Origin of the sequence: Thauera sp., from assembly GCF_047601425.1 — a bacterium.
In the GTDB taxonomy this organism is placed as follows: domain Bacteria; phylum Pseudomonadota; class Gammaproteobacteria; order Burkholderiales; family Rhodocyclaceae; genus Thauera.
Genome location: NZ_JASGJL010000002.1, coordinates 100,272 through 120,981, shown reverse-complemented (window position 1 = coordinate 120,981; position 20,710 = coordinate 100,272). Strand labels below are relative to the sequence as shown.

The window sequence follows — 20,710 nt, the reverse complement described above, 5'->3', positions numbered from 1 at the left end:
CGCCTACACCGCCAGATCGACCTGGCTGACCGTGCCGACGCTGCCGTCCTCGCGCAGGTAGATGCTGCTGGCGCGCATCATGCCCAGGGTTTCGTTGGCGGCATTGTTGAGGCTGAAGCGGGTGTCGGCGCGGCCGAGGTAGAAGGCGCCGACGCCCGCTTCCTTCAGCGTCTGCAGCGTGCCCGCACCCTGGGCATCCGGTCTCCACACACGCAGCTGCGACCAGGCGGCATCGTTCTCGTCGATCCAGCCGTTGCCGTCGCCGTCGAGCGCGGCCAGTTCGTCGAAGCCGTTGCCGGTGTTCGGGCCGAACAGCTCGCGGCCGTCGTCGAACGCGGCCGTTGCCATTGCGGTCCAGCGCCAGATAGCCGCTGCCGCCGAGCAGCGGCATCCTGTCCAGCGTGCCGTCGGCGTCGAGGTCGAAATCGAAATGCACGTTCGACAGCGCCGCCGCCGGGTCGCCGAAATCGAGTACCAGCGGATCCTGCAGCCTGCGCTGGTCGCCGCCCCGCATGCTGACCGACACCGACTCGCTGTAGCTGCGCGACATCGAGAAGCCGAGTTCGAAACTGATTTCCGCACCATCGGCGGTACGGATCATGCCGGAGGCGCTGAAGGTGGTGGTTTCGGACTCAGCGTAAGTGGAGCTGAAATCGTAGGCAAAGCCGGGGCCGCTCGGCTGCTGCACCGGCGCCTCGGCCGCAGCCTCACTCGGGTCACGCAGGCTCAGGCGCGGTACCGGCCGGCCGGTCATGGCCTCGATGAGCAGGATCAGCAGCGACTGGGACGAGTCGATTTCAATCCCTTTCGGCAGCAGTCTGGTGGCAGATGCGGATTGCGCCCCGGCCGAGGCGGCATCCGCCAGCTGCGCCCGGCGGGCGGCATCGGAAATCCGTACCGCAGCAGGAATGGCAGGGCCTTTGGCACCGGTTTCAGTTTCGTTGTTCGTGGTGGACAAGCGCGTGGCGCCGCCACGGCCCCAGACTTCGAGGCGCTCGGAGGTCTCGGTCGATTGCGAGAACTGCCGGGAGGATTGCAGTTCGATACTGGATGCGGCGATTTTCATGGCAAGGCCCCGGGCGCGTCAGCGGCATGCTCCCTTAACGGCCGCGCGCCCGAAAACCTGAGCACTACTTCACGCCTACGGCAAAAAAACTGCCATGTGCCGCACGATCAGTGCAGCGTCGCAGCCAGTTCGCTGATCGCAGCTTCGCGCTCGTCGTCACCGCCTTGTCCGCCCGCCCATTCCGGATGGGCGCGGGCCTTTTCCAGCGCATAAGGCAGTTCCCCCTTGCGCCAGCGCTCGGCCACCTCATCCGTCCCCACGGTCTCACCGCCCTCTGCAACCTCGATCGGCGCCAGCGCAGCATGGCCACGGCCTTCCAATGCGACGAGCAAGCGATGCTGGCGCAGCGCGACGACGCGCAGGATGACATCGTCCACCGTCAGTTCGCGGTGGCCGCGCAGCCTGGCGGCGATGCGTTCGCCGTAATGGCCGAAGGTCTGCCACAGGCCGCCGGCGATCGCACCCAGCGCGGCAGCGGCGCCCAGCGTGAGGCCGCCGGTCATCAGGTCGATGCCGACCCCGGCCGCGGCACCGGCGGCAACGCCGGTCGACAGGCGAAGCCCCATCTGGCGCAGGGTCTCGGGGTTGAACAAGTCGTCGTCCCAGCGCCCGTCGCTCAGCGGCAAGTCGGCGGCGCGGGCATCGCCAGGGCGGAAGCGGTACAGCCTCAGCAAGGCTTCGACGCAATCCTGCTCGCGCCGGCGGACCACGTCGCGCAGCGCTTCGACGGCTGCCTGCAGCGCGGGCTCGGAGCCCTCGTCCGTTTCCAGCCGCTTGCGCCTCGCCGCCAGATCGATCAGCAGTTCAGCCACCAGCCGTCGCGCCGCCGTGCGCCGTTCATCGGCTTCGCGCGCACGGGCATCGATCAGGCGCTGCAGCGACGGGCGATGCGTGTGCATCAGGGTGGCCAGGGTGTCGAACAGCTCGCGCTCGCCGTCGAGCGCCGGCGCCACGGTATCGAAGCTGACCACCGCGTGCAGGCTGAGCCGGGCGAGCGCGGCACGCCATTCGTCCACCCGCGCATCCTTCGAGGCGACGAAATTCAGCACCGGCAGCAGCGGGCGGGCGCAGGCAGCGAGCAGTTCCAGCTCGTCGCGGTGCTTGGGCAGCACCGGATCGCGTGCATCGACCACGTACAGCGCCGCATCGCTCGCCAGCATCTGGCGCAGCACTTTCGCCTCCTGCTCGAAGCGTGCGTGCGCCTCGGGACGCTCGAGAAAGCGGGCGAGACGGTCAGGGCCGTCGAGGCGTTCGCCGGGCGCCGCCAGCGCATCGACGAATTCGAGCAGGGCGATGGCATCCTCCATGCCCGGCGTGTCGAACAGCTCCAGCGCCGGCCGGCCGTCGGCCATCAGCCGCAGGCCTTCGACGTGGCGCGTGGTGCCAGCCGAGTCGGACACTTCGCCAAAGCCAACGTCGCGCGCCAGCGTGCGCAGTAGCGAGGTCTTGCCGGTATTGGTATGGCCGACGACGGCCACGCGCAGCACTTCGTTCATGGCATCCGCTCCTGCCTGCGGCCTTCCAGCCAGCCGCGCGCGGCCGTCTCGTCGAGGATCAGCATTTCCGGCGCGAAGCCCAGCCGGGCAAGGCCTTCGCGCCACTGCGGCAAGCGGCTTTCCGCTGCCTCGCCAGCGCCGCCGAGCACCCAGACGCGCGTATCGACGGCATGATCCGCCAGCTCGGCGATGACGCCGAGGTTGCCGCGGTCCGGCGTGCGGCGCGGGTCGACCGCCACCAGCAGCCGGCACGGCGGCCGCGTGCCAAAACGGGCGAGCGCATCGCGCCGCTGCTCGCGGCTGTCGAGGCGGCCGGCATCGAACGCCGCCAGCCCATCGGTTGCGCCGCCCGCTTCGCCCGCCACCGGCGGCCACGTGACATCGCCGCCCAGTTCGACGGCGACGAGCGCCGGCCCGCCGCTGCCCGCCAGCCGCGCCGCATGGCGCGCGGGCCTGGGCATCAGCGCGGGTTCGGGATCGCGCACGCCGATGCGTTCACTGTCCGGCAACAGCAATGGACGCAAGCGCGCATAGCCGGGCCTGCTCAGGTCGAGCCGCAAACCCTGCGACGAACGCCGCCACAACAGCGTGCAGACCAATGCCAGCACGACGCGCGGAAGCACGCCATAGACCAGCAGGGCGCCGAGCAGCCAGCCGGACCAGGCGCGCCGCCCGGCTTCTTCCAGCATCGGCGCATCGCCGCTGGCTGCGACCGTGGCCGCGTCCGGCACCGGCAAGCCGAGCAGCGCCGGCAGCCCGCCCAGCACATCGACCAGCCAGGCGAACACGCCGGCCGGCAGGATGGTGGTTTCCCAGACGAAGCCATAGCGGCGCATCGCAAGCAGGGCCAGCACACCCGCCGCCGCGCCAAGCAGCGCCAGTGCCCACAGCGCATGCCCGATCGCACCGGCCCCCCAGCTCGCGGCACGGCTCCAGCCGGGCAGGCCACCCAAGGCCAGAGGGAGGTCGGCCGCGGCGGGCGAACGTTCGAAGAAGGACGGCAGGCGCAGCCACAAGCCGCCTGGCACGCCCGCCCGGGCGCTCCGCCCGCCTCCCGACAACAGCGTCGCCAGCACCCACAGCAGCAGGCTGAACAGATTGACCCCCAGCAGCCCGCCCAGCGCCCACACCACGTTCACCGCACGGCTGCCGTCGCCCAATACGCCGGCCGCAGCGCCAAAACCAAGCACCAGCGCCAGCACCGCCGCCCCGGCCAGCAGCAGCCGTACCCGGCCATGCCAGCGCAGGATCGCATCTTGCCAGCCTTCGCGCAGGCCGAGCTCCTGGGCGCGACGCAGCACGCGGGCCTCGAATTCGGGCGCGGCAGTCCGCGCCACTTCGACTGCAGCACGGTCCTCGAGCACGCCATGGCGCTCTTCGTGGCGGCGCACGGCCTCCGCCAGCCAGCGGGATTCGAACGGAGTCAGGATGGGAGCGCTGCGGACTGGAGCGGTCAAAGTGGTGGAGACCTTTTGGGGCAAAGGGTGGACAGGATAGCAACGCCGCCCCTGGCCCGCATCCGGCAACCGCTCCAGCCCGGCCACGGCAGCAAGGGCGGAAGCACATCACGCTTGCGGCGCAATCGCTCCGCTGCGCAACGGCAGCCGGTGCTATCTTGTTGTCATTGCACGGCACCCCCTTTCCAATGGCGTGGCGCCGCACGCCTTGATGGCGATCAAGTCATTGTTTTCAAAAAGGCTTAGCCTTCAGAACTGCAGCATACGGGGACATCCATGAGCACCGCCCTTTTTCAATGGAACAGTGAGTTCGACGTCGGCATCCAGGAAATCGACGAACAGCACAAGGAACTCGTCGACCTGCTGAACCAGCTGCACGTCGCCATCCAGGAACATCACGGCTCGGCAACTTCACGCCAGATCCTCGACAAGCTGGCGGACTACACCCGGACCCATTTCGCCGTCGAGGAAAGCCTGATGCGGGTGTCCAATTACCCGGATTTCGCCGCGCACAAGCAGAACCACGAAGATCTCATCGCCCAGGTCCGCGCCCTGCAGGACAAGCTGGACTCCGGCACCGCTGCGATCACCTTCGAACTGCTCCACTTCCTCAAGGTCTGGCTGACACGCCACATCAACGAGGCAGACAAGCGCTTCGGCGCGCATTTCCTCGCCCACGGCGGCGCCAGCCAGTGGTCCGACCATGTCGAGGAAGCGATGAAGAAGCGCAAGTGGTGGTGGAAGTTCTGGTAAGGCCGCCAAAGGCCATTTTTTCCATCTTCAACGAGCTCAAGCCCATGAAACCAAGCCTTCTGCTCCCGGCCCTGCTGCTGGGCAGCGCCCTGGCAAACAGCCCGGCACGGGCAGAACCGATGTCCTGCCCGGACCTCGCCGATGCGGTACAGGTCGCCGCCTGTCCCACCGACACGGAGCTGCGCTACACCTTCATGGGCTACTGCAGCGACAACGCCCGCCTCTATGGCGCCGACGTCGTCACCTGCGCCAGCTTCGACAACTACCGCGAGGTCAAGAACATCGCGCTGTGGGAATCGGCCGACGGCCGCTTCGGCGGCTACCTGTCGTGCAACGAAAAACCGGCCGACATCCAGGCCTCGAGGGCGAAGCGCATGCACGTCTCGAGCAAGAACGGCCTGACGCGGCTGATCTGCGATTACGATAACGACCACCGCCTGATCCACCGCACCCGGGCCACTTGCTCGGTCGAAACCGAAGACTGCAGCGGCGGCAACTGCCGGGCGAGCTGCGACTGAACGGCCTGCAGGCCTTGGCCGCGAAAGCAGCCTCACAACCCTGTTGGCGGTTTGGCGCCTCCGGCTGGCAGCCCCTGCAAATCGTTACGAAAAGCTGGGCTGCCGGCCGGTGAAACTGCCGAACAGCGTCGCGATGTCCTCGGCCGCCAGGTGGCGAACGATGAACACCAGGCGGCTGCGACGGTCGTCATAAGGCGGCATGCCGGGCCAGGCCGGCAGGCTCACCGTCGGATACAGGCTGTGCTGCACGCATTGCAGCACCCGCGGCAGGGGATCGCCAGCAACGTTCAGCAGGCCCTTGAGGCGCAGGATGTGCCCGCCGTAGAGCTGCAGCATCAGGCCCAGCGCATCCGAGAATTCGTACCACGGCAGCGGCTCGTCGAAGCACAGCACGAAGCTGCGCACGCTGGCGTCGTGGCGCGCGCGGATCTCGCCGTCCGCCGCTGCCGGCGCGCCACGCCCCGCCCCCGGCTTGCGCCATGCAGGCGCCTGCCGGCTGGCGGCTGCGGCCGCCTCTTCGCCCAGCCATGCCGCCACATCGGGATGCTTGCCGGCGGCGTCGTACAGGCCGCAGCCGAACAGCGCATCCGGCGCCACGGCACCTGCCGACACTTCGATCTGGCGCGCGGACGGATTCAGCCGGGCGACGTGCCCGGCCACTTCCCGGCGCTCGGCCTCATCGGCCAGATCGCACTTGGTCAGCAGCAGGCGGTCGGCCATCGCCACCTGGCGCACGGCTTCGGCATGCGCCTCCAGCTGGCCGAGGGCATGGGTGACATCGACAGCCGTCACCACGCCATCGACACGGTAGCGTTCGGCGATGAAAGGCTCGGACATCAGGGTATGGATGACCGGCGCCGGATCGGCAAGGCCGGTGGTTTCGATCAGCACCCGGCGCAGGCTCTTGAGTTCACGCCGCAGCGCACGCATGAACAGGCCTTTCAAGGCCCGCACCAGATCACCCTGCACGCTGCAGCAGATGCAGCCCGAGTCGAGCACGACCAGGGCCTCATCGACTTTCTCGACCAGGTGGTGGTCAACGCCGACTTCACCGAACTCGTTGATCAGTACCGCGCAGCCTGCCATGTCCGGCTGGCGCAGCAGATGGTTCAACAGCGTGGTCTTGCCGGCACCGAGGAAGCCGGTAAGCACCGTCACCGGAATGCGGCGGTCCTGGGCCCCCTCTCCCCCATTCCTTCCCCCGCCAGGGGAGAGGGAAGGTTCCGGAGAGGACTCAGGGTTCATTGCCAGCCGCCGCCGAGCGCCTTGTACAGTTCGACGCGGTTGGTCGCGTCGGCCAGACGGGTGCCGATCAGCTCCAGTTCGGCACCATACAGGCTGCGCTGGGCATCGAGCAGGTTGAGGAAGCTATCGACGCCGCCCTTGTAGCGCGCATCGGACAGTTCGAAGCTCTTTGCCGTGGCTTCGACCAGGGCACGCCGCGCATCGAGCTGCTCGGCCAGCGTGGAACGCTGGGCCAGCGCATCGGCGACCTCGCGGAAAGCGGACTGGATCGCCTTCTCGTATTGCGCGACGTTGATGTCGCGCTGGATTTCCGCCACGTCGAGGCTGGCCTGCAGGCGGCCGGCCTCGAAGATCGGCAGGCGGATCTGCGGCATGAAGCTCCAGGTGCGCGAACCGCTTTCGAACAGGCCGTCCAACGAGGCGCTGGCCGTGCCGACGCTGGCGGTCAGCGTGATGCTGGGGAAGAAGGCCGCGCGCGCCGCACCGATGTTGGCGTTGGCGGCACGCAAGGCGTACTCGGCCTGGAGGATGTCGGGCCTGCGCACCAGCACTTCCGAAGGCACGCCGGCCGGCAGCACCGGCACGCTGGCGATCGCCTCGTTCAGGCTTGCGGGCAGAAGCTCCGCCGGCACGCCGGTACCGGCGATCAGCGCCAGCGCATTCTCGTCCTGCGCCACCAGCGCGGTGTAGCTCGCCACGTCGGCGCGCGCGGTCTGCAGCAGGGTCTCGGCCTGGCGCAGATCGAGCGCCGACACCGCGCCGGCATCGAAACTGCGCTGCGTCAGGTCATGCGACTTCTGCCGGGTCTCGAAAGTATTGCGTGCCAGCGCCAGGCGCTCGCGGTCGGCGGCAAGGCGCAGCCAGGCGTTGGCGACTTCGGCCACCAGGCTGATCTGCGCGCTGCGGCGTGCTTCCTCGGTGCTGAAATAGGTCTGCAGCGCCTGTTCTTCCAGGCTGCGGACACGGCCGAAGAAGTCGAGCTCGTACGACGCGAAGCCGAGGCTGGCGCTGTACTGGCGGCTTACCGCCGACTCGCCGCTGGCGTTGAGGTCGCCCGGCACGCGCTGCGCGCTCTGGCCACCGCTGGCGGCGATGGTCGGAAAGAGGTCGGCGCGCTGGATGCCGTACAGCGCACGCGCTCGCTCGATGTTGAGCGCGGCGATGCGCAGGTCGCGGTTGTTTTCGAGCGCGAGCCCGATCACCTGGCGCAGGCGCTCGTCGGCGAAATAGTCGCGCCAGGCCATGTCGGCGGCCAGCGGCGCGACGGCGGATGCCTCGGTCGGCATCGCCTGCGGAAACTCCGCCGGCACCGGCGCGGCAGGCCGCTCATAGGCCGGGATCAGCGAGCATGCGCCGAGCAGGGTGGTGGCCGCCGCGGCGGCGAGAGTGCGGATTGAAGTACGAATCGGACTACGGATTGGGGTCACTGGATTCTCCATGTCAGCGTGCCTCCTGCGCGGCCGCGGCGTCCTCGCGCGGCTTGTCGGGGAAGATGCGCTTGATCACGACGTAGAACAGCGGCACGAAGAAGATGCCGAGCAGCGTACCTGCAACAGTGCCGCCGAGCACACCGGTGCCGATCGCATTCTGGCTGCCGGCGCCGGCGCCGGTCGAAATCGCCAGCGGCAGCACGCCGAAGCCGAAGGCGAGCGAGGTCATGATGATCGGGCGCAGACGCATGCGCACTGCTTCGAGCGTCGCCTCGATCAGCCCCTTGCCTTCCTCTTCCATCAGCGCCTTGGCGAATTCCACGATCAGGATCGCGTTCTTCGACGACAGGCCGATGGTGGCGAGCAGGCCGACCTGGAAGTAGATGTCGTTCGACATCCCCCGTCCGGTCGCCGCCAGCAGCGCGCCGAGCACGCCCAGCGGCACCACCAGCATCACCGCAAACGGCACCGACCAGCTTTCGTACAGCGCGGCAAGGCACAGGAATACGATCAGCAGCGACAAGGCATACAGCGCCGGCGCCTGCGAACCGCTGCGGCGCTCCTCGTAGGAAGTGCCCGACCAGTCGTAGCCGATGCCCGCCGGCAGCCTGGCCATGATTTCCTCGACGGCCTTCATCGCCTCGCCGGACGACAGCCCCGGTGCAGCCTGGCCGAGGATCTCACGCGACGGCTGGCCGTTGAAGCGCTCCAGGCGCGGTGAGCCATAGACCCAGTACGAATGGGCGAAAGCCGAGAACGGCACCATCTCGCCGGCCTTGTTGCGCACGTACCACTTGTCGAGGTCTTCCGGCGTCATGCGCGCGGGCGCATCGCCCTGCAGGTAAACCTTCTTGATGCGGCCGCGGTCGAGGAAGTCGTTGACGTAGCTGCCGCCCCAGGCGGTGGCAAGGGTTTCGTTGATGTCGGCGATGCTGACACCCAGCGCCCCGGCCTTGGCATGGTCGATGTCCAGCTTCAGCTCGGCCATGTCTTCCTGGCCGTTGGGACGCACCCCGACCAGGCGCTTGTCCTGCGCCGCCATGCCGAGGAACTGGTTGCGCGCGGCGAGCAGGGCGTCGTGGCCGAGGCCCGAGCGGTCCTGCATCTGCACCGTGAAGCCGCCCGAGGTGCCGAGCTCGATCACCGCCGGCGGCACGAAGGCGAACACCATCGCCTCGCGGATCTGCGAGAAGGCGCCCATCGCCCGGTTGGCGACCGACTGCACGTCCAGCCCGGAGGCGCGGCGCTCGTCCCACGGCCGCATGTTGACGAAGCCGATACCCATGTTCTGGCCACTGCCGCCGAACGAGAAGCCGGCCACGGTGAAGATCGCCGCCACTGCATCCTTTTCGTTCTGCAGGAAATGCTGTTCGACCTTTTCGAGCACCTCCAGCGTACGCTCCTGCGTCGCGCCGGCCGGCAGCATGACCTGGTTGAACATGATGCCCTGGTCCTCTTCCGGCAGGAAGGAAGTCGGCATGCGCATGAACAGCAGGCCCAGCACGGCGACGATGGCGACGTAGATCGCCATGAAGCGCACGCTGCGCTTGAGCATGCCGCCCACCGCACCTTCGTAGCGCTGGGTGCTGCGCTGGAACTTGTCGTTGAACCAGTGGAAGAAGCGCCCGAACAGGCCGCCCTCGCCATGCTCGTGGCCCTTCTCGACCGGCTTCAGCATGGTTGCGCACAGCGCCGGGGTGAACACGATGGCCACCAGCACCGACAGCGCCATCGCCGAAACGATGGTGATCGAGAACTGGCGGTAGATCACGCCGGTGGAGCCGCCGAAGAAGGCCATCGGCACGAACACCGCCGACAGCACCAGGCCGATGCCGACCAGCGCGCCGGTGATCTGGTCCATCGAGCGCTTGGTCGCCTCCTTGGGCGGCAGGCCTTCCTCGGACATCACCCGCTCGACGTTCTCGACCACGACGATGGCGTCATCCACCAGCAGGCCGATCGCCAGCACGATGCCGAACATCGTCAGCGTGTTGATCGAGAAGCCGAACGCAGCCATCACGCCGAAGGTGCCGAGCAGCACCACCGGCACGGCGATGGTCGGAATCAAGGTGGCGCGCAGGTTCTGCAGGAACAGGTACATCACCAGGAACACCAGGACGACCGCCTCGACCAGCGTCTTGACCACTTCCTGGATGGAAATCTTCACGAAGGGCGTGGTGTCGTAGGGCACGACGTACTCCACCCCCGCCGGGAAGTAGCGCTTCATCTCGTCGAGCCGCTCGCGCACCGCAGTGGCGGTCTCGAGCGCGTTGGCACCCGCAGCCAGGCGGATACCGACACCGGCGGCGGACTGGCCGTTGAAGCGCGCCACGGTACCGTAGTTCTCGGCGCCGATCTCGACCCGCGCAACGTCCTTCAGCCGGACTTCGCCGCCCTGCGTGCTGCTGCGCAGCAGGATGTTCTCGAACTGCTCGACGGTCTGCAGCCGGCTCTGCGCGGTGATCGTCGCGGTGAAACCCTGGCCCGGCACCGCCGGCGTGCCGCCGAGCTGGCCGGCCGACACCTCGGCGTTCTGCGCCACGATGGCGGCACGCACGTCGGCCGTGGTGAGCTTGTAGTTGGTCAGGCGGGCGGGATCGACCCACACCCGCATCGAATACTGCGAACCGAACACCGTCACTTCGCCGACGCCATTGACCCGCGACAGCGGATCCTGCACCGAGGCGACGAGGAAGTCCGACAGGTCGGTGCCGGACTGGCTGCCGTCCGCGGACACGAAGCCGATCACCATCAGGAAGTTGCGCGCCGACTTGGCGACCGTGACGCCCTGCTGCTGCACCGGCTGCGGCAGCAGCGGCAGCGCGGTCTGCATCTTGTTCTGCACCTGCACCTGGGCGATGTCCGGGTCGGTATCGGCGGAGAAAGTCAGCGTGACCGAGGCCTGGCCGTACGAATCCGAGTTCGAATTCATGTACAGCAGGCCGTCGATCCCGGTCATCTTCTGCTCGATGACCTGGGTGACCGAATCCTCGACCGCCTTGGCCGATGCGCCGGGATAGCGGGCATTGACGACGATCGCCGGCGGCGCGATGGACGGATACTGGGACACCGGCAGTTCGAGGATCGACAGCGCGCCGGCCAGCATGATGACGATTGCGATGACCCACGCGAAGATGGGCCGGTCGATGAAGAAGCGTGCCATGGAGCGCTACCTCACTTCGCTTCAGGCGCGGCAGGCGCCTGCGCGGGCGCACCGCCCGCCTCCTGTGCCTGCACCTGCGCGCCCGGGCGCACCCGCTGCAGGCCTTCGACGATGATGCGCTCGCCGCCGGCAAGCCCGCCGGTCACCACCCAGTTGGAGCCGATCGACTGCACCGCCTGAACGGTCCGTGCCTCGACCTTGTCCTCGGCGCCGACCACCATCACCACCGCATTGCCGTGCGGATCGCGCGACACCGCCGCATGCGGCACCAGGATGGCTTCGTTGCGCATGCCTTGCGGCAGGCGCGCACGCACGTACATGCCGGGCAGCAGCACGCCGTCCGAGTTCGGGAAGCGGGCGCGCAGCGTGACGCTGCCGGTGCCCGAGTCGACCGTCACTTCCGACAATGCCAGGCGGCCTTCGGCGCCATATTCGGTGCCATCCTCCAGGATCAGCTTCACCGGCACGTCACCCTTGGCGTTGGTCTGCAGGCGGCCGGCCTCGATTTCGCGGCGCATGCGCAGCATCTCGGCGCTGGATTGGCTCAGATCGACGTAGATCGGATCGAGCTGCTGCACGGTGGCCAGCGTCTGGGCCTGATTGGCAGTGACCAGGGCACCGGGCGTGACCGCCGAACGGCCGATGCGGCCGGCGATCGGCGACTTGAGCTGGGTGTAGTCGAGGTCGATGCGGGCCTTGTCCAGCGCCGCCTTTGCCGCCGCGACTTCGGCCCTGGCCTGCTGCAGCGCGGCCTGGGCGTTGTCGTTGGCCTGCTTGCTGACCGCTTCGATCTTGACCAGGCCGGCATGGCGCTGGGCCGTCAGGCGCGCCGCCTCGGCATTGGCCTCGGCACGCGCGAGCGACGCCTTCGCACTGTCGAAAGCGGCCTGGTAGGGAGCGGGATCGATGCGGTACAGCACCTGCCCGGCCTTGACCTCGCTGCCTTCGTTGAAGGCACGCTGGGTGACGATGCCGGAAACCTGCGGACGAAGCTCCGCGATCAGATAGGGACTCGTGCGCCCCGGCAGTTCCGACACCATCGGCACCGCTTCGGTCCTGACCGTCAGCACGGTGACGGCAGGCGCCTGCGGCGCGGCCTGCTGTGCCGAAGCGCCCCCTTGCTCTGCACCGCCGCCGCAGGCAGCGAGGAACAGGGTACTCAGCGCAAGCACGACAGCAGGCTTGATGACGGCGCTATTGATTCTCTTCATTGGAGCCTCGTGAATTCGAGAAACAGGATCGTCATGGGAGATCTTCCGTCGCACGATGATCCCGCCCTTTTAGAAGGGTTGTTCTAGATTGAACGCTCATTCTATGTTAGCCTCTGCTGCATCGCAAGAACTTCCACCCTGCAGCGACAGCAGGGCCCGGCTCTATATCAAACGCATGCAAGACACGGATACGACGACGCCCCACGCCGACGCCCCGCGCGCCACCGCCCGCCGCCAGCAGATCCTGTGCGCCGCCGCGCAGTGTTTCCGTGAACATGGCTTCCATGGCGCCAGCATCGCCAAGATATCCGCCATCGCGGGCATGAGCCCCGGCCACATCTACCATTACTTCGAGAACAAGGAAGCCATCATCGCGGCGATCGTCGCCCAGGATCTCGAAAGCGTGCTGGAGATGACCGCGCAGTTCCGCGCGGCATGCAACGTCCGCGCCGCACTGATCGAACGCGCCGCCGAAGGCGTCGCCAAGCAGCTGGACCCCGCCGCCGCCGGCCTGAAGCTCGAGATCGTCGCCGAAGCCGCGCGCAATCCGCGCGTGGCGCAGATCGTCAGCGAGGCCGACACCACTTGCCGGCGCGAACTCGCCGCCCTCATCCGCGACATCCGCAGCCGTGCCGGCCTCCAGGACAGCGATGCCGCCATTGGCGGCATGGTGGAAGTGCTGGCCTGTCTGTTCGAGGGGCTGGTGCTGCGTACCATCCGCAACCCCGGCCTCGACCGCAACCTGGTCACACAGCGGCTCCAGATCGCCATCAGCGACCTGCTCAACCAGCCCTGCACGGACACACCTGGATCGCGCCCATGAAGAAACGCCCGCCCCGGCATCGGCCAGGGCGGGCGCAGCGTCGTGATGGAACCTGTCAGGGCGCGTTCAGACGCGGAAGTGCTCCACGCTCCGCTTGAGCCGGCTGGCGACCTCTTCCAGCGCCTTGCTGGCCTCGGCCGACTGGCGGGCATCGGCATTGTTGCGCTCCGCCATCTGGGCAATCTGCTCGACCCCTTGCGCCACGCTGGCGGCAGCCGCGCTCTGCTCCTTGGCTGCATTGCTGATGCTCGCCACCGCCTCCGAAGTCCTCATCGCACCATCGTAGAGGCGCCGGATCGCCTGGTCGGCCTCGGTCGCCAGCTTGACGCCGCTGTCGACCTGCTCGACGCCCTTGTTCATGCTCGCCACCGCGTCCTCGGTGTCATGCTGAATGTGATCGACCATGCGCGAGATTTCCTTGGTCGAACTCGAGGTGCGCTCGGCCAGCTTGCGCACTTCGTCGGCCACCACGGCGAACCCCCTGCCCTGCTCGCCCGCCCGCGCGGCTTCAATGGCAGCGTTGAGCGCCAGCAGGTTGGTCTGTTCGGCGATCTCGTGGATCGTGTTGACGATGCTGGAGATTTCCTTCGACGACTGCCCCAGCTGGCTCAGCTTTTCCGATGCCTGGCCGACGGTGCCGGCAATGTCCTGCATCGCCTCGGTGGCGAGCCGGATGATGCGCGAGCTGTCGGCCGATATCTGCGCCGCTTCCGAACTGGTCTCGCGCGCTTCGTCCGTATTGCCCGCGATCAGGTCGATGCTGGTGCTCATCTGCTCGACCGCTGCCGCCATCCCGGCCGTCGCGTCGCTCTGCTTGTCGGAATTGACCGCGACCTCATCGGCCTGCCGCCTCAGCACATTGGCATCATCGCTCACCGTGGTGGCGGCGTCGCGCACTTCGGCAATGGTCTTGCCCAGGCCGCCGACCATGCGCCCCAGCGCCGCCATCAATTGCCCGGCTTCGTCCTGCGAGGCAGCACTGACCTTGACACTCAGGTCGGCATCGGCGACGCGCGTGGCCAGCGTCACCGCTTCCTTCAGCGGCTTGCTCACCCAGTGCCGGGTCGCCACGACGATGATCAAGGTCACGATCGGCACCAGCACCAGGAACAGCAGGATCATCCCCTGTCCCACCAACCGGCTTTCGCTGTTGAACTCATCCAGATAGCTGCCGGAGATGATCACCCAGTCCCACGGTTCGTAGTAATTGAATACCGCCACCTTGTCGCGGGCATTGCTTTCGCCCGGGTTTTTCCACACATAGGACTGGAACCCGTTCTTGCGGTCGAGCATTTCGGCAATGAACGGCCGGCCCGCGGCATCGACGGCGGAAAGCAGGGACTGCCCTTGCACCTCCGGATGCACCATCACCGTGCCACGTTCGCTTCCGCCTGCGCTGATCGCGTAGGGATAACCCGTCTCACCGATCCGGATGCTGGTGATGGAACGCCGCAGATCCGCAAGCCCGCCGGTGAAATCGATGGCGACGGACAGAGCGCCGATGACCGTGCCGGAGGCGTTCTTGATCGGCTGATAGTGCGTCATCAGTTCCCGGCCGGAGACCGTGGCCTTGCCGGAAAAGGATTCGCCGCGCAGCAGCCGGGCCGTTGCCGGGTGAGCCGCGCCCAGGAAAGAGCCCGTCAGGCGCTTGCCCTGGCTATCGGTCAATGACGTCACGACCCGCAGGAAATCGTTGTCGGCCAGCCGCATCACCGTCGGCGCCGCACCCGAATCCCTCGTGAAATCATCCAGAACCCTGGTGTCATGCTCGGAGATCGGCACCCCACCATGGTAGAGCGCGCCCTGCCGCAGTTCGAACCCTTCCGGGAACTCCCTGGCAAACAGCCTGCCCAGGCGCTCGGTACTCAGCGTCAGCCCGCGGTTGAAAACCTCGATCATCTTGACGACGCTGGCATTCGTGTCCTCCAGTACCCGTACCGATCGTTCCTCCAGTTTGGTGCCCAGATAATTCGACAGCCCTGCAGTGCCGGCCAACAGCAGGATGCTGATGGAAGCAACCAGAATCAGGCTGAGCTTGAGGCCGATGGAAAGGTTCTTGAACATGATTTCGCTCTGCTTGTCGTTGTCCGGCGTGCCGATGCAGCCGTCACGCCATTAGCGGCAGGGAACGAAAAAACTTGAACCTGGCCTGCAGCTCGTCGGGCGGCGGGGTCCGTTCCTCAGGCGTGCTGTCCGAAAACCAGCGTGAAGCAGGTGCCCCTGCCGTCACCCACCGGCGAAACCACGTCCAGTGTCCACGACTGCATGATGCAGACGCGCTTGGCGATCGCCAGCCCGATGCCCGCCTGGTCCATGCCCGCGGCGGCACCCGGCTCACGCTGTTCATGCGGGCGCTGGTCGACGCGGCGGTTGCTGAAATAGCGATCGAACACATGCGGCAGTTCGGACGGCGCAATGCCGGGGCCGGAATCGGTGAACTGCAGGCCATGCGCGACGCTCGAGACCGTCAGCCTTGCCGGCGCCGCATGCAGCACCGCGTTGCGCACGATGTTTCGCATCACCGTCAGCAGGGCATGGCGGCTGATCGTTTCCTCGTGCCCCGGCTGCACGGCATTCACGAACTCGAGGCCCGCCTTGCCCGCCTCCACGCTCTGGCTCTCGAAGATGTCCTCCACGCAGGCATGGATGTCGACGCACCCCTTGTCATCGAAGCGGGCATGGGCAAGGCTGAAGGTACTTTCCAGCGACTGGCTGATCTCATGCACCGACTTGACGATGCGCTCCAGCCGCGGCCGCCGCTGTTCCAGCCCCATCGTGGAATATCTGAGCATCAGTTCGGCATCGCTGCGGATCACCGTCAGCGCGGTGCGGATCTCGTGGTGCAGGTTGGCGGAAAACTCACGCTGGTCGGCGATGGCGCCATCCACCTGATCCTGCACCCGATTGAACACTTCCATCAGGCGGTCTGCCTCGTTGGCATGCGGACTATCCACCGCGACCGAACTCGGCACCCAGCGCGTCAGCCGCTCGGTGAGCGCATTCAGTGGCATGACGAGCCGCCGCGCCACCCCGCTGCTGAGCAGCATGGCGACGATCGAACAGCCGATAACGATGGCCAGCAGGGCGCGGGTGAAATCGTGCAGCTGCTTTTCCAGCACCACGGTGTCGTAGACCACGTACAGCAGCCCGTCCCTCGCTTCGACCACCGCCACATGCCAGGTGCTCTTGTCCCTGGGCAGTTCGTGCAGGCCGATGGAAAGGCCGCGCAATTCGTCGGGCAGGCTGGCTGCCCGCACCGTGGCCGACTCGGCCCAGACGTACATCGACGGCCCCATGTCGCGCTCCAGGGCCTCCGTCCATTTGTCGCCGAAGCGCGACACCCGCGGCACCAGCCGCTTCGACTCGGTGTCGATCAGGTCGCGGATCATCTTCTTCTCGACGTGGAGATAGACGCCATAGGTCAGCGCCGCCGTCACGCACACGGCCAGGCTGACGAGGCCGGTAAGCACCAGCGTGATGCGCCGCTTGAGCGATTTCTTCATGGCTGCATGGCATTCGGCACCAGCCGCCAGCCGATGCTGTGCACGGTCTCGATGCCATCGAAACCGTGTGTGGACAGCGCCTTGCGCAGCAGGTGCATCTGGCTGCGCAAGGCCTCGGCCGAGGGCGGTTCCCCCTGCCACAGGTATTCCTCCAGGCGGCGGCGCGGCACCACCCGTCCGCCATAGCGCAGCAACAGTTCGAGAATCATCAGGTTCTTGCGCGACAGCTTGATCTCCCGCCCGTCCACGGTGACGAACTGGTCCGCCACCACATAGCGCAAGGGTCCGTAGTCGAGCACGAAGGCGGTGTCGGAAAGCTGCCTGGAACGGCGGATCAGCGCCTTGCTGCGCATCAGCATCTCTTCCAGCGCAAAAGGCTTGACCAGATAGTCGTCGGCGCCGCTGGAAAAACCCAGTGCCTTGTCCTCCAGCGTGGAGCGCGCGGTCAGCATCAGCACCGGCGTCGATAGCTGCAGGTCTTCCCGCATCTGCCTGAGCAGGGCATAACCATCCATGCCGGGCAGGCCGATGTCGAGCAGCACCAGATCATAGGGCTCGTGCCCCAGCCGTTCGAGGGCAGCGGCGGCGTCCCGTGCCATGTCGGCGATGAAGCCTTCGGTCTCCAGGGCAAGAAGCAGGTTCTCCGCAATGGCAAGTTCGTCCTCGACGATCAGGACGGTATAGGGAATCTGCTGCTTCTTGCGGGGTGGCATCCAGACCTCGCGGCGACCACGCGGGTCGCACGGCACGTATATCGGCAAATCAGCGCGTTCGGGCAGGCTATCAGCTCGCATGTGAAAAAAACGTCGAATAACAATCACGTAAGAATCTAATGAGTACAGTTCTCATTATTCTTCCGTTCCGCGTTCTTTTTCAACGGAAATTCGACGCACGGCTTCCTATTCTTGCGTGGGCTCTACCCCGACAGGTCAGGCCACTCCTGCGCCGGGCCTGGACGTTCGGCGCACTGCGTCCGCATGCAGCGTGCTGGGCGGCGCATCTTTTTCCCCAGAATCCGCAAAGGAAGCCGTGTACATGAACAATGATGGAAAGCAGACGGCACCGGCCGTCACGCTGTTGCCGCTGGAAAGTTTCCAGTCGGCCTTCGAGCCTGCCCGGACCAGCGTCCGGACCAGCTCCGTGCTGATGGGTGCAATGATCAGCGGCGCGGTCGCCATCGCACCGGCGGCCCATGCCCAGGATGCGACCCTCTCGCCCGTCCTGGTCGAAGGCCAGCACGAAAACGCCTATCAGGCTCCGGCGGCAGCCAGCAGCCCCAAGATCACCGCACCGCTGCTGGAAACGCCCAAGACCATCACCATCATCACCGAGGAGCTGATCAGGCACCGCGGCGCCACCTCGCTGACCGATGTGCTGCGCACCACGCCGGGCATCACCCTCGGCGCCGGCGAAGGCGGCACGCCGAACGGCGACCGTCCCTTCGTGCGCGGTTACGAAGCCAGTACCGACATGTTCATCGATGGCGTGCGCGACTATGCCCGCGGCTCGCATGAAACCTTCAACCTCGAAGCCGTCGAGATCATCAAGGGCCCCAGCTCCGCCTATACCGGCCGCGGCGGCACCGGCGGCAGCATCAACCTGCAGACCAAAAAGCCGAAGCTGGAGAATTTCGCCGAGGTCACCGCCGGATTCGGCAACGCCAACCAGTGGCGCACCACGGTGGATGGCAACTTCGTCCTCGCCGAAACCATTGCCGCACGCCTGAACGTGATGAAGATGGGCGGCGAGATCCCCGGCCGCGACGGCGTCGACATCGACCGCTGGGGTATCGCCCCCTCGATCGCCTTCGGCCTGGGCACGCCGACACGCCTGACGCTGGCTTACTCGAAGGTCGAGAACCACGACATGCCCGACCAGGGCATTCCGTTCAGCAACGCAGCACATCCCGAACTGAAGAAGCCGCCCAAGGTCGACCGCGACAAGTTTTATGGCCGGCTGAAAACCGATTTCCGCGAAAACGACATGGAGACGACGACCGCGACGATCGAGCACGACTTCTCCAATGAGCTGAAGCTGCGCAACATCACGCGCTACACCGAAACCGTCAACCACTACCTGCTGTCGCGCCCGTCGTTCGACAATTGCCGTGCCGGCAGCACCAGTGCGGCCTGCGACCCGCGCAGCCCCAACGCCCAGTTCACCCGCGGCAACCGCACCTGGTGGCGCGGCAGCGATTCGCTGATCAACCAGACCGATCTGTACGGCAGCTTCGTCCTCGGCGGCTTCAAGCACACCTTCAGCACCGGCCTGGAATTCGGCAAGGAGAAGATCTACAACCGCTCGATGAGCGGCGCCCCGGCCAACGACATCGATTCGCTGCAGAACCCGACCGCCGACCGCCATTACAACTACAGGCTCGTCTATGGCAAGCGCACCGGCGCGGGCGAAATCAAGACGCGCTCGTTCTATCTCTTCGACACCATGGAGATCAACGAGCAGTTCTCGATCAACGTCGGCCTGCGCCGCGACCATTTCGATGTCGACAACTACACGACCAGCCGCAGCGATGGCTTCTGGAACTACCAGGCCGGCATCGTGTACAAGCCCGCGCCGAACGGCAGCATCTATCTGTCCTACGGCACCTCGTCCAACCCCGCCGGCGAGAACCTCGGCCAGGGCGGCGGCGCGGACGGCGTTGCCGGTGGCGCGCAGATCCGCGACCTGAAGCCGGAAGAGAGCCGCAGCTGGGAGCTGGGCACGAAATGGGACGTCATGAACGGCATGCTGTCGCTGACCGCCGCGGTGTTCGAGACCAAGAAGACCGACGCGCGCACCACCGACCCGTTCGGCTGGGTCACGCTCGACGGCAGCAACCGCGTGCGCGGCGTGGAGTTCGGCGTGGCCGGCGCCATCACGCCGAAGTGGAACGTGTGGGCGGGCTACACCTACCTCGATCCGGAAGTCCTGAGCTATCGCAGCGGCGCCACGTTCGACGGCAACCGCATGAAGTTCATCGCCAAGCAGAGCGCCAGCCTGTGGACCACCTATGAGGTACTGCCGGGCCTGACCCTGGGCGGCGGCGCCACCTACATGGGCATGCGCTACGCCAACGACGCGAACACGCTCGAACTGCCGAGCTACACCCGCTACGACGCCATGGCCAGGTACGAGATCAACAAGCGCTTAAACCTGCAGCTCAACGTCAACAACATCACCGACGAGGAAATGCACGAAGCCTCGCACGTCGGCCTGTTCGCGATGGTGGCTCCGGGCCGCTCGTACATGCTCAATGCAACTTATCGCTTCGACTGACGGTCAATGACCCTTTCGGGAGCACGGCCATCGCATCCGGCCGTGCCCCCGGAATGCCCGATGGCCGCATCCAACGGAAACACCCGACCATGATGCTCGTGATTCCAGACGTGCTGACCCCGCAGGAAGTCGCCGAAATGCGCAGCCGGCTCGACCAGGCCCACTGGCACGACGGCCGCGAGACCGCGGGCTACGTCGCGGTGAAGCAGAAGAGCAACGAACAACTGCAGGTGCAGGACGAAACGGCCGTCGAACTCGGCCGCATGATCCTTCGCGCCCTGTCCACCAATTCCTGTTTCATCTCCTTCGCGCTGCCGCTGAAGATCCTCCCGCCGATGTTCAACCGCTACCGGAGCGGCGGCGAATACGGCTTCCACATCGACAATGCAATACGCGTCGCCCCAGCGTCCGGCGAACGCATCCGCACCGACATCTCCACCACCGTGTTCCTGAACGAGCCCGGGGAGTACGAGGGCGGCGAACTGATCATCAATGACACCTATGGCGTCGAGAAAGTCAAACTGCCCGCCGGACATGCCGTGGTCTATCCCGGCACCAGCCTGCACCGCGTCAGCCCGGTCGTGCGCGGCCAGCGCCTGGCCTCCTTCTTCTGGACCCAGAGCATGGTCCAGGACGATGCAAGGCGCGCCATCCTGTACGACCTCGACAACAGCATCCAGCGGCTGGCCACCCGGCCGGACAACGCCGACGAGGTCAATCGCCTCACCGGCACCTATCACAACCTGATACGACAATGGGCGCAAACCTGATG

At 66.5% G+C, this 20,710-nt stretch carries 14 protein-coding genes and 1 pseudogene; 5 read left to right on the top strand and 10 right to left on the bottom strand.

Annotated features, from left to right (window positions below; translation table 11 throughout):
- Positions 1-3 precede the first annotated feature (3 nt).
- The 3 genes and pseudogenes from QM748_RS17055 to QM748_RS17045 form a co-directional block, all read right to left on the bottom strand.
- Positions 4-1,066: pseudogene (locus QM748_RS17055) on the bottom strand (hypothetical protein).
- 107 nt (positions 1,067-1,173) lie between these two features.
- Positions 1,174-2,562 (bottom strand): GTPase/DUF3482 domain-containing protein, encoded by a 1,389-nt coding sequence (locus QM748_RS17050; protein WP_415248193.1) that lies wholly within the window; start codon positions 2,560-2,562, stop codon positions 1,174-1,176.
- The gene (locus QM748_RS17045; protein WP_415248192.1) at positions 2,559-3,953 is read right to left on the bottom strand and encodes a DUF2868 domain-containing protein; all 1,395 of its coding nucleotides are present in this window, start codon (positions 3,951-3,953) and stop codon (positions 2,559-2,561) included. Before QM748_RS17045 ends, QM748_RS17050 begins: the two co-directional genes overlap by 4 nt.
- A gap of 342 nt (positions 3,954-4,295) precedes the next feature.
- Between QM748_RS17045 and QM748_RS17040 the strand changes: the two genes are divergently transcribed.
- Together QM748_RS17040 and QM748_RS17035 are read left to right on the top strand one after the other, a co-directional pair.
- Positions 4,296-4,772, top strand: a complete 477-nt coding sequence (locus QM748_RS17040; protein ID WP_415248191.1) for a bacteriohemerythrin — start codon at positions 4,296-4,298, stop codon at positions 4,770-4,772.
- A gap of 44 nt (positions 4,773-4,816) precedes the next feature.
- A complete protein-coding gene (locus tag QM748_RS17035; protein WP_415248190.1) occupies positions 4,817-5,290 on the top strand; it encodes a hypothetical protein in 474 nt (157 codons plus the stop codon).
- A gap of 84 nt (positions 5,291-5,374) precedes the next feature.
- On the opposite strand, the gene QM748_RS17030 is transcribed toward QM748_RS17035, so the two are convergent.
- The 4 genes from QM748_RS17030 to QM748_RS17015 are packed head-to-tail and all read right to left on the bottom strand — an operon-like array spanning position 5,375 to position 12,339.
- Positions 5,375-6,535 (bottom strand): CobW family GTP-binding protein, encoded by a 1,161-nt coding sequence (locus QM748_RS17030; RefSeq protein ID WP_415248189.1) that lies wholly within the window; start codon positions 6,533-6,535, stop codon positions 5,375-5,377.
- Positions 6,532-7,953: an AdeC/AdeK/OprM family multidrug efflux complex outer membrane factor gene (gene adeC, locus QM748_RS17025; protein ID WP_415248682.1), complete on the bottom strand. Its 1,422-nt coding sequence runs from the start codon at positions 7,951-7,953 to the stop codon at positions 6,532-6,534. The genes QM748_RS17030 and adeC overlap by 4 nt, the downstream gene beginning before the upstream one ends.
- A 22-nt stretch (positions 7,954-7,975) precedes the next feature.
- Complete coding sequence (locus QM748_RS17020) at positions 7,976-11,128, bottom strand: efflux RND transporter permease subunit (RefSeq protein ID WP_415248188.1); 3,153 nt, start codon at positions 11,126-11,128, stop codon at positions 7,976-7,978.
- 11 nt (positions 11,129-11,139) lie between these two features.
- Positions 11,140-12,339, bottom strand: coding sequence for an efflux RND transporter periplasmic adaptor subunit (locus QM748_RS17015; RefSeq protein WP_415248187.1), 1,200 nt, complete (start codon positions 12,337-12,339; stop codon positions 11,140-11,142).
- Between the two features lie 175 nt (positions 12,340-12,514).
- Between QM748_RS17015 and QM748_RS17010 the strand changes: the two genes are divergently transcribed.
- A complete protein-coding gene (locus QM748_RS17010) occupies positions 12,515-13,162 on the top strand; it encodes a TetR/AcrR family transcriptional regulator (protein ID WP_415248186.1) in 648 nt (215 codons plus the stop codon).
- A 66-nt stretch (positions 13,163-13,228) separates the two neighbouring features.
- Here the strand turns inward: QM748_RS17010 and QM748_RS17005 are convergent, their stop codons facing one another.
- The 3 genes from QM748_RS17005 to QM748_RS16995 all read right to left on the bottom strand — a co-directional run bounded on the left by QM748_RS17005 (position 13,229) and on the right by QM748_RS16995 (position 17,378).
- On the bottom strand, positions 13,229-15,226 hold the full coding sequence (locus QM748_RS17005; RefSeq protein WP_415248185.1) for a methyl-accepting chemotaxis protein: 1,998 nt from the start codon (positions 15,224-15,226) through the stop codon (positions 13,229-13,231).
- Positions 15,227-15,342: 116 nt separating this feature from the next.
- Positions 15,343-16,665 carry a sensor histidine kinase gene (locus QM748_RS17000; RefSeq protein WP_415248184.1) on the bottom strand — a complete coding sequence of 441 codons (1,323 nt, stop codon included), beginning with the start codon at positions 16,663-16,665 and terminating at the stop codon, positions 15,343-15,345.
- Positions 16,662-17,378, bottom strand: a complete 717-nt coding sequence (locus tag QM748_RS16995; protein WP_415248183.1) for a response regulator transcription factor — start codon at positions 17,376-17,378, stop codon at positions 16,662-16,664. The genes QM748_RS17000 and QM748_RS16995 overlap by 4 nt, the downstream gene beginning before the upstream one ends.
- Before the next feature lie 322 nt (positions 17,379-17,700).
- Here QM748_RS16995 and QM748_RS16990 point away from each other — a divergent pair, with 322 nt between their 5' ends.
- The gene (locus QM748_RS16990; RefSeq protein WP_415248182.1) at positions 17,701-19,938 is read left to right on the top strand and encodes a TonB-dependent receptor; all 2,238 of its coding nucleotides are present in this window, start codon (positions 17,701-17,703) and stop codon (positions 19,936-19,938) included.
- An 89-nt stretch (positions 19,939-20,027) separates the two neighbouring features.
- Entirely contained in the window at positions 20,028-20,708 is a 681-nt protein-coding gene (locus QM748_RS16985) for a Fe2+-dependent dioxygenase (RefSeq protein WP_415248181.1), read from the top strand.
- Positions 20,709-20,710: the final 2 nt, after the last annotated feature.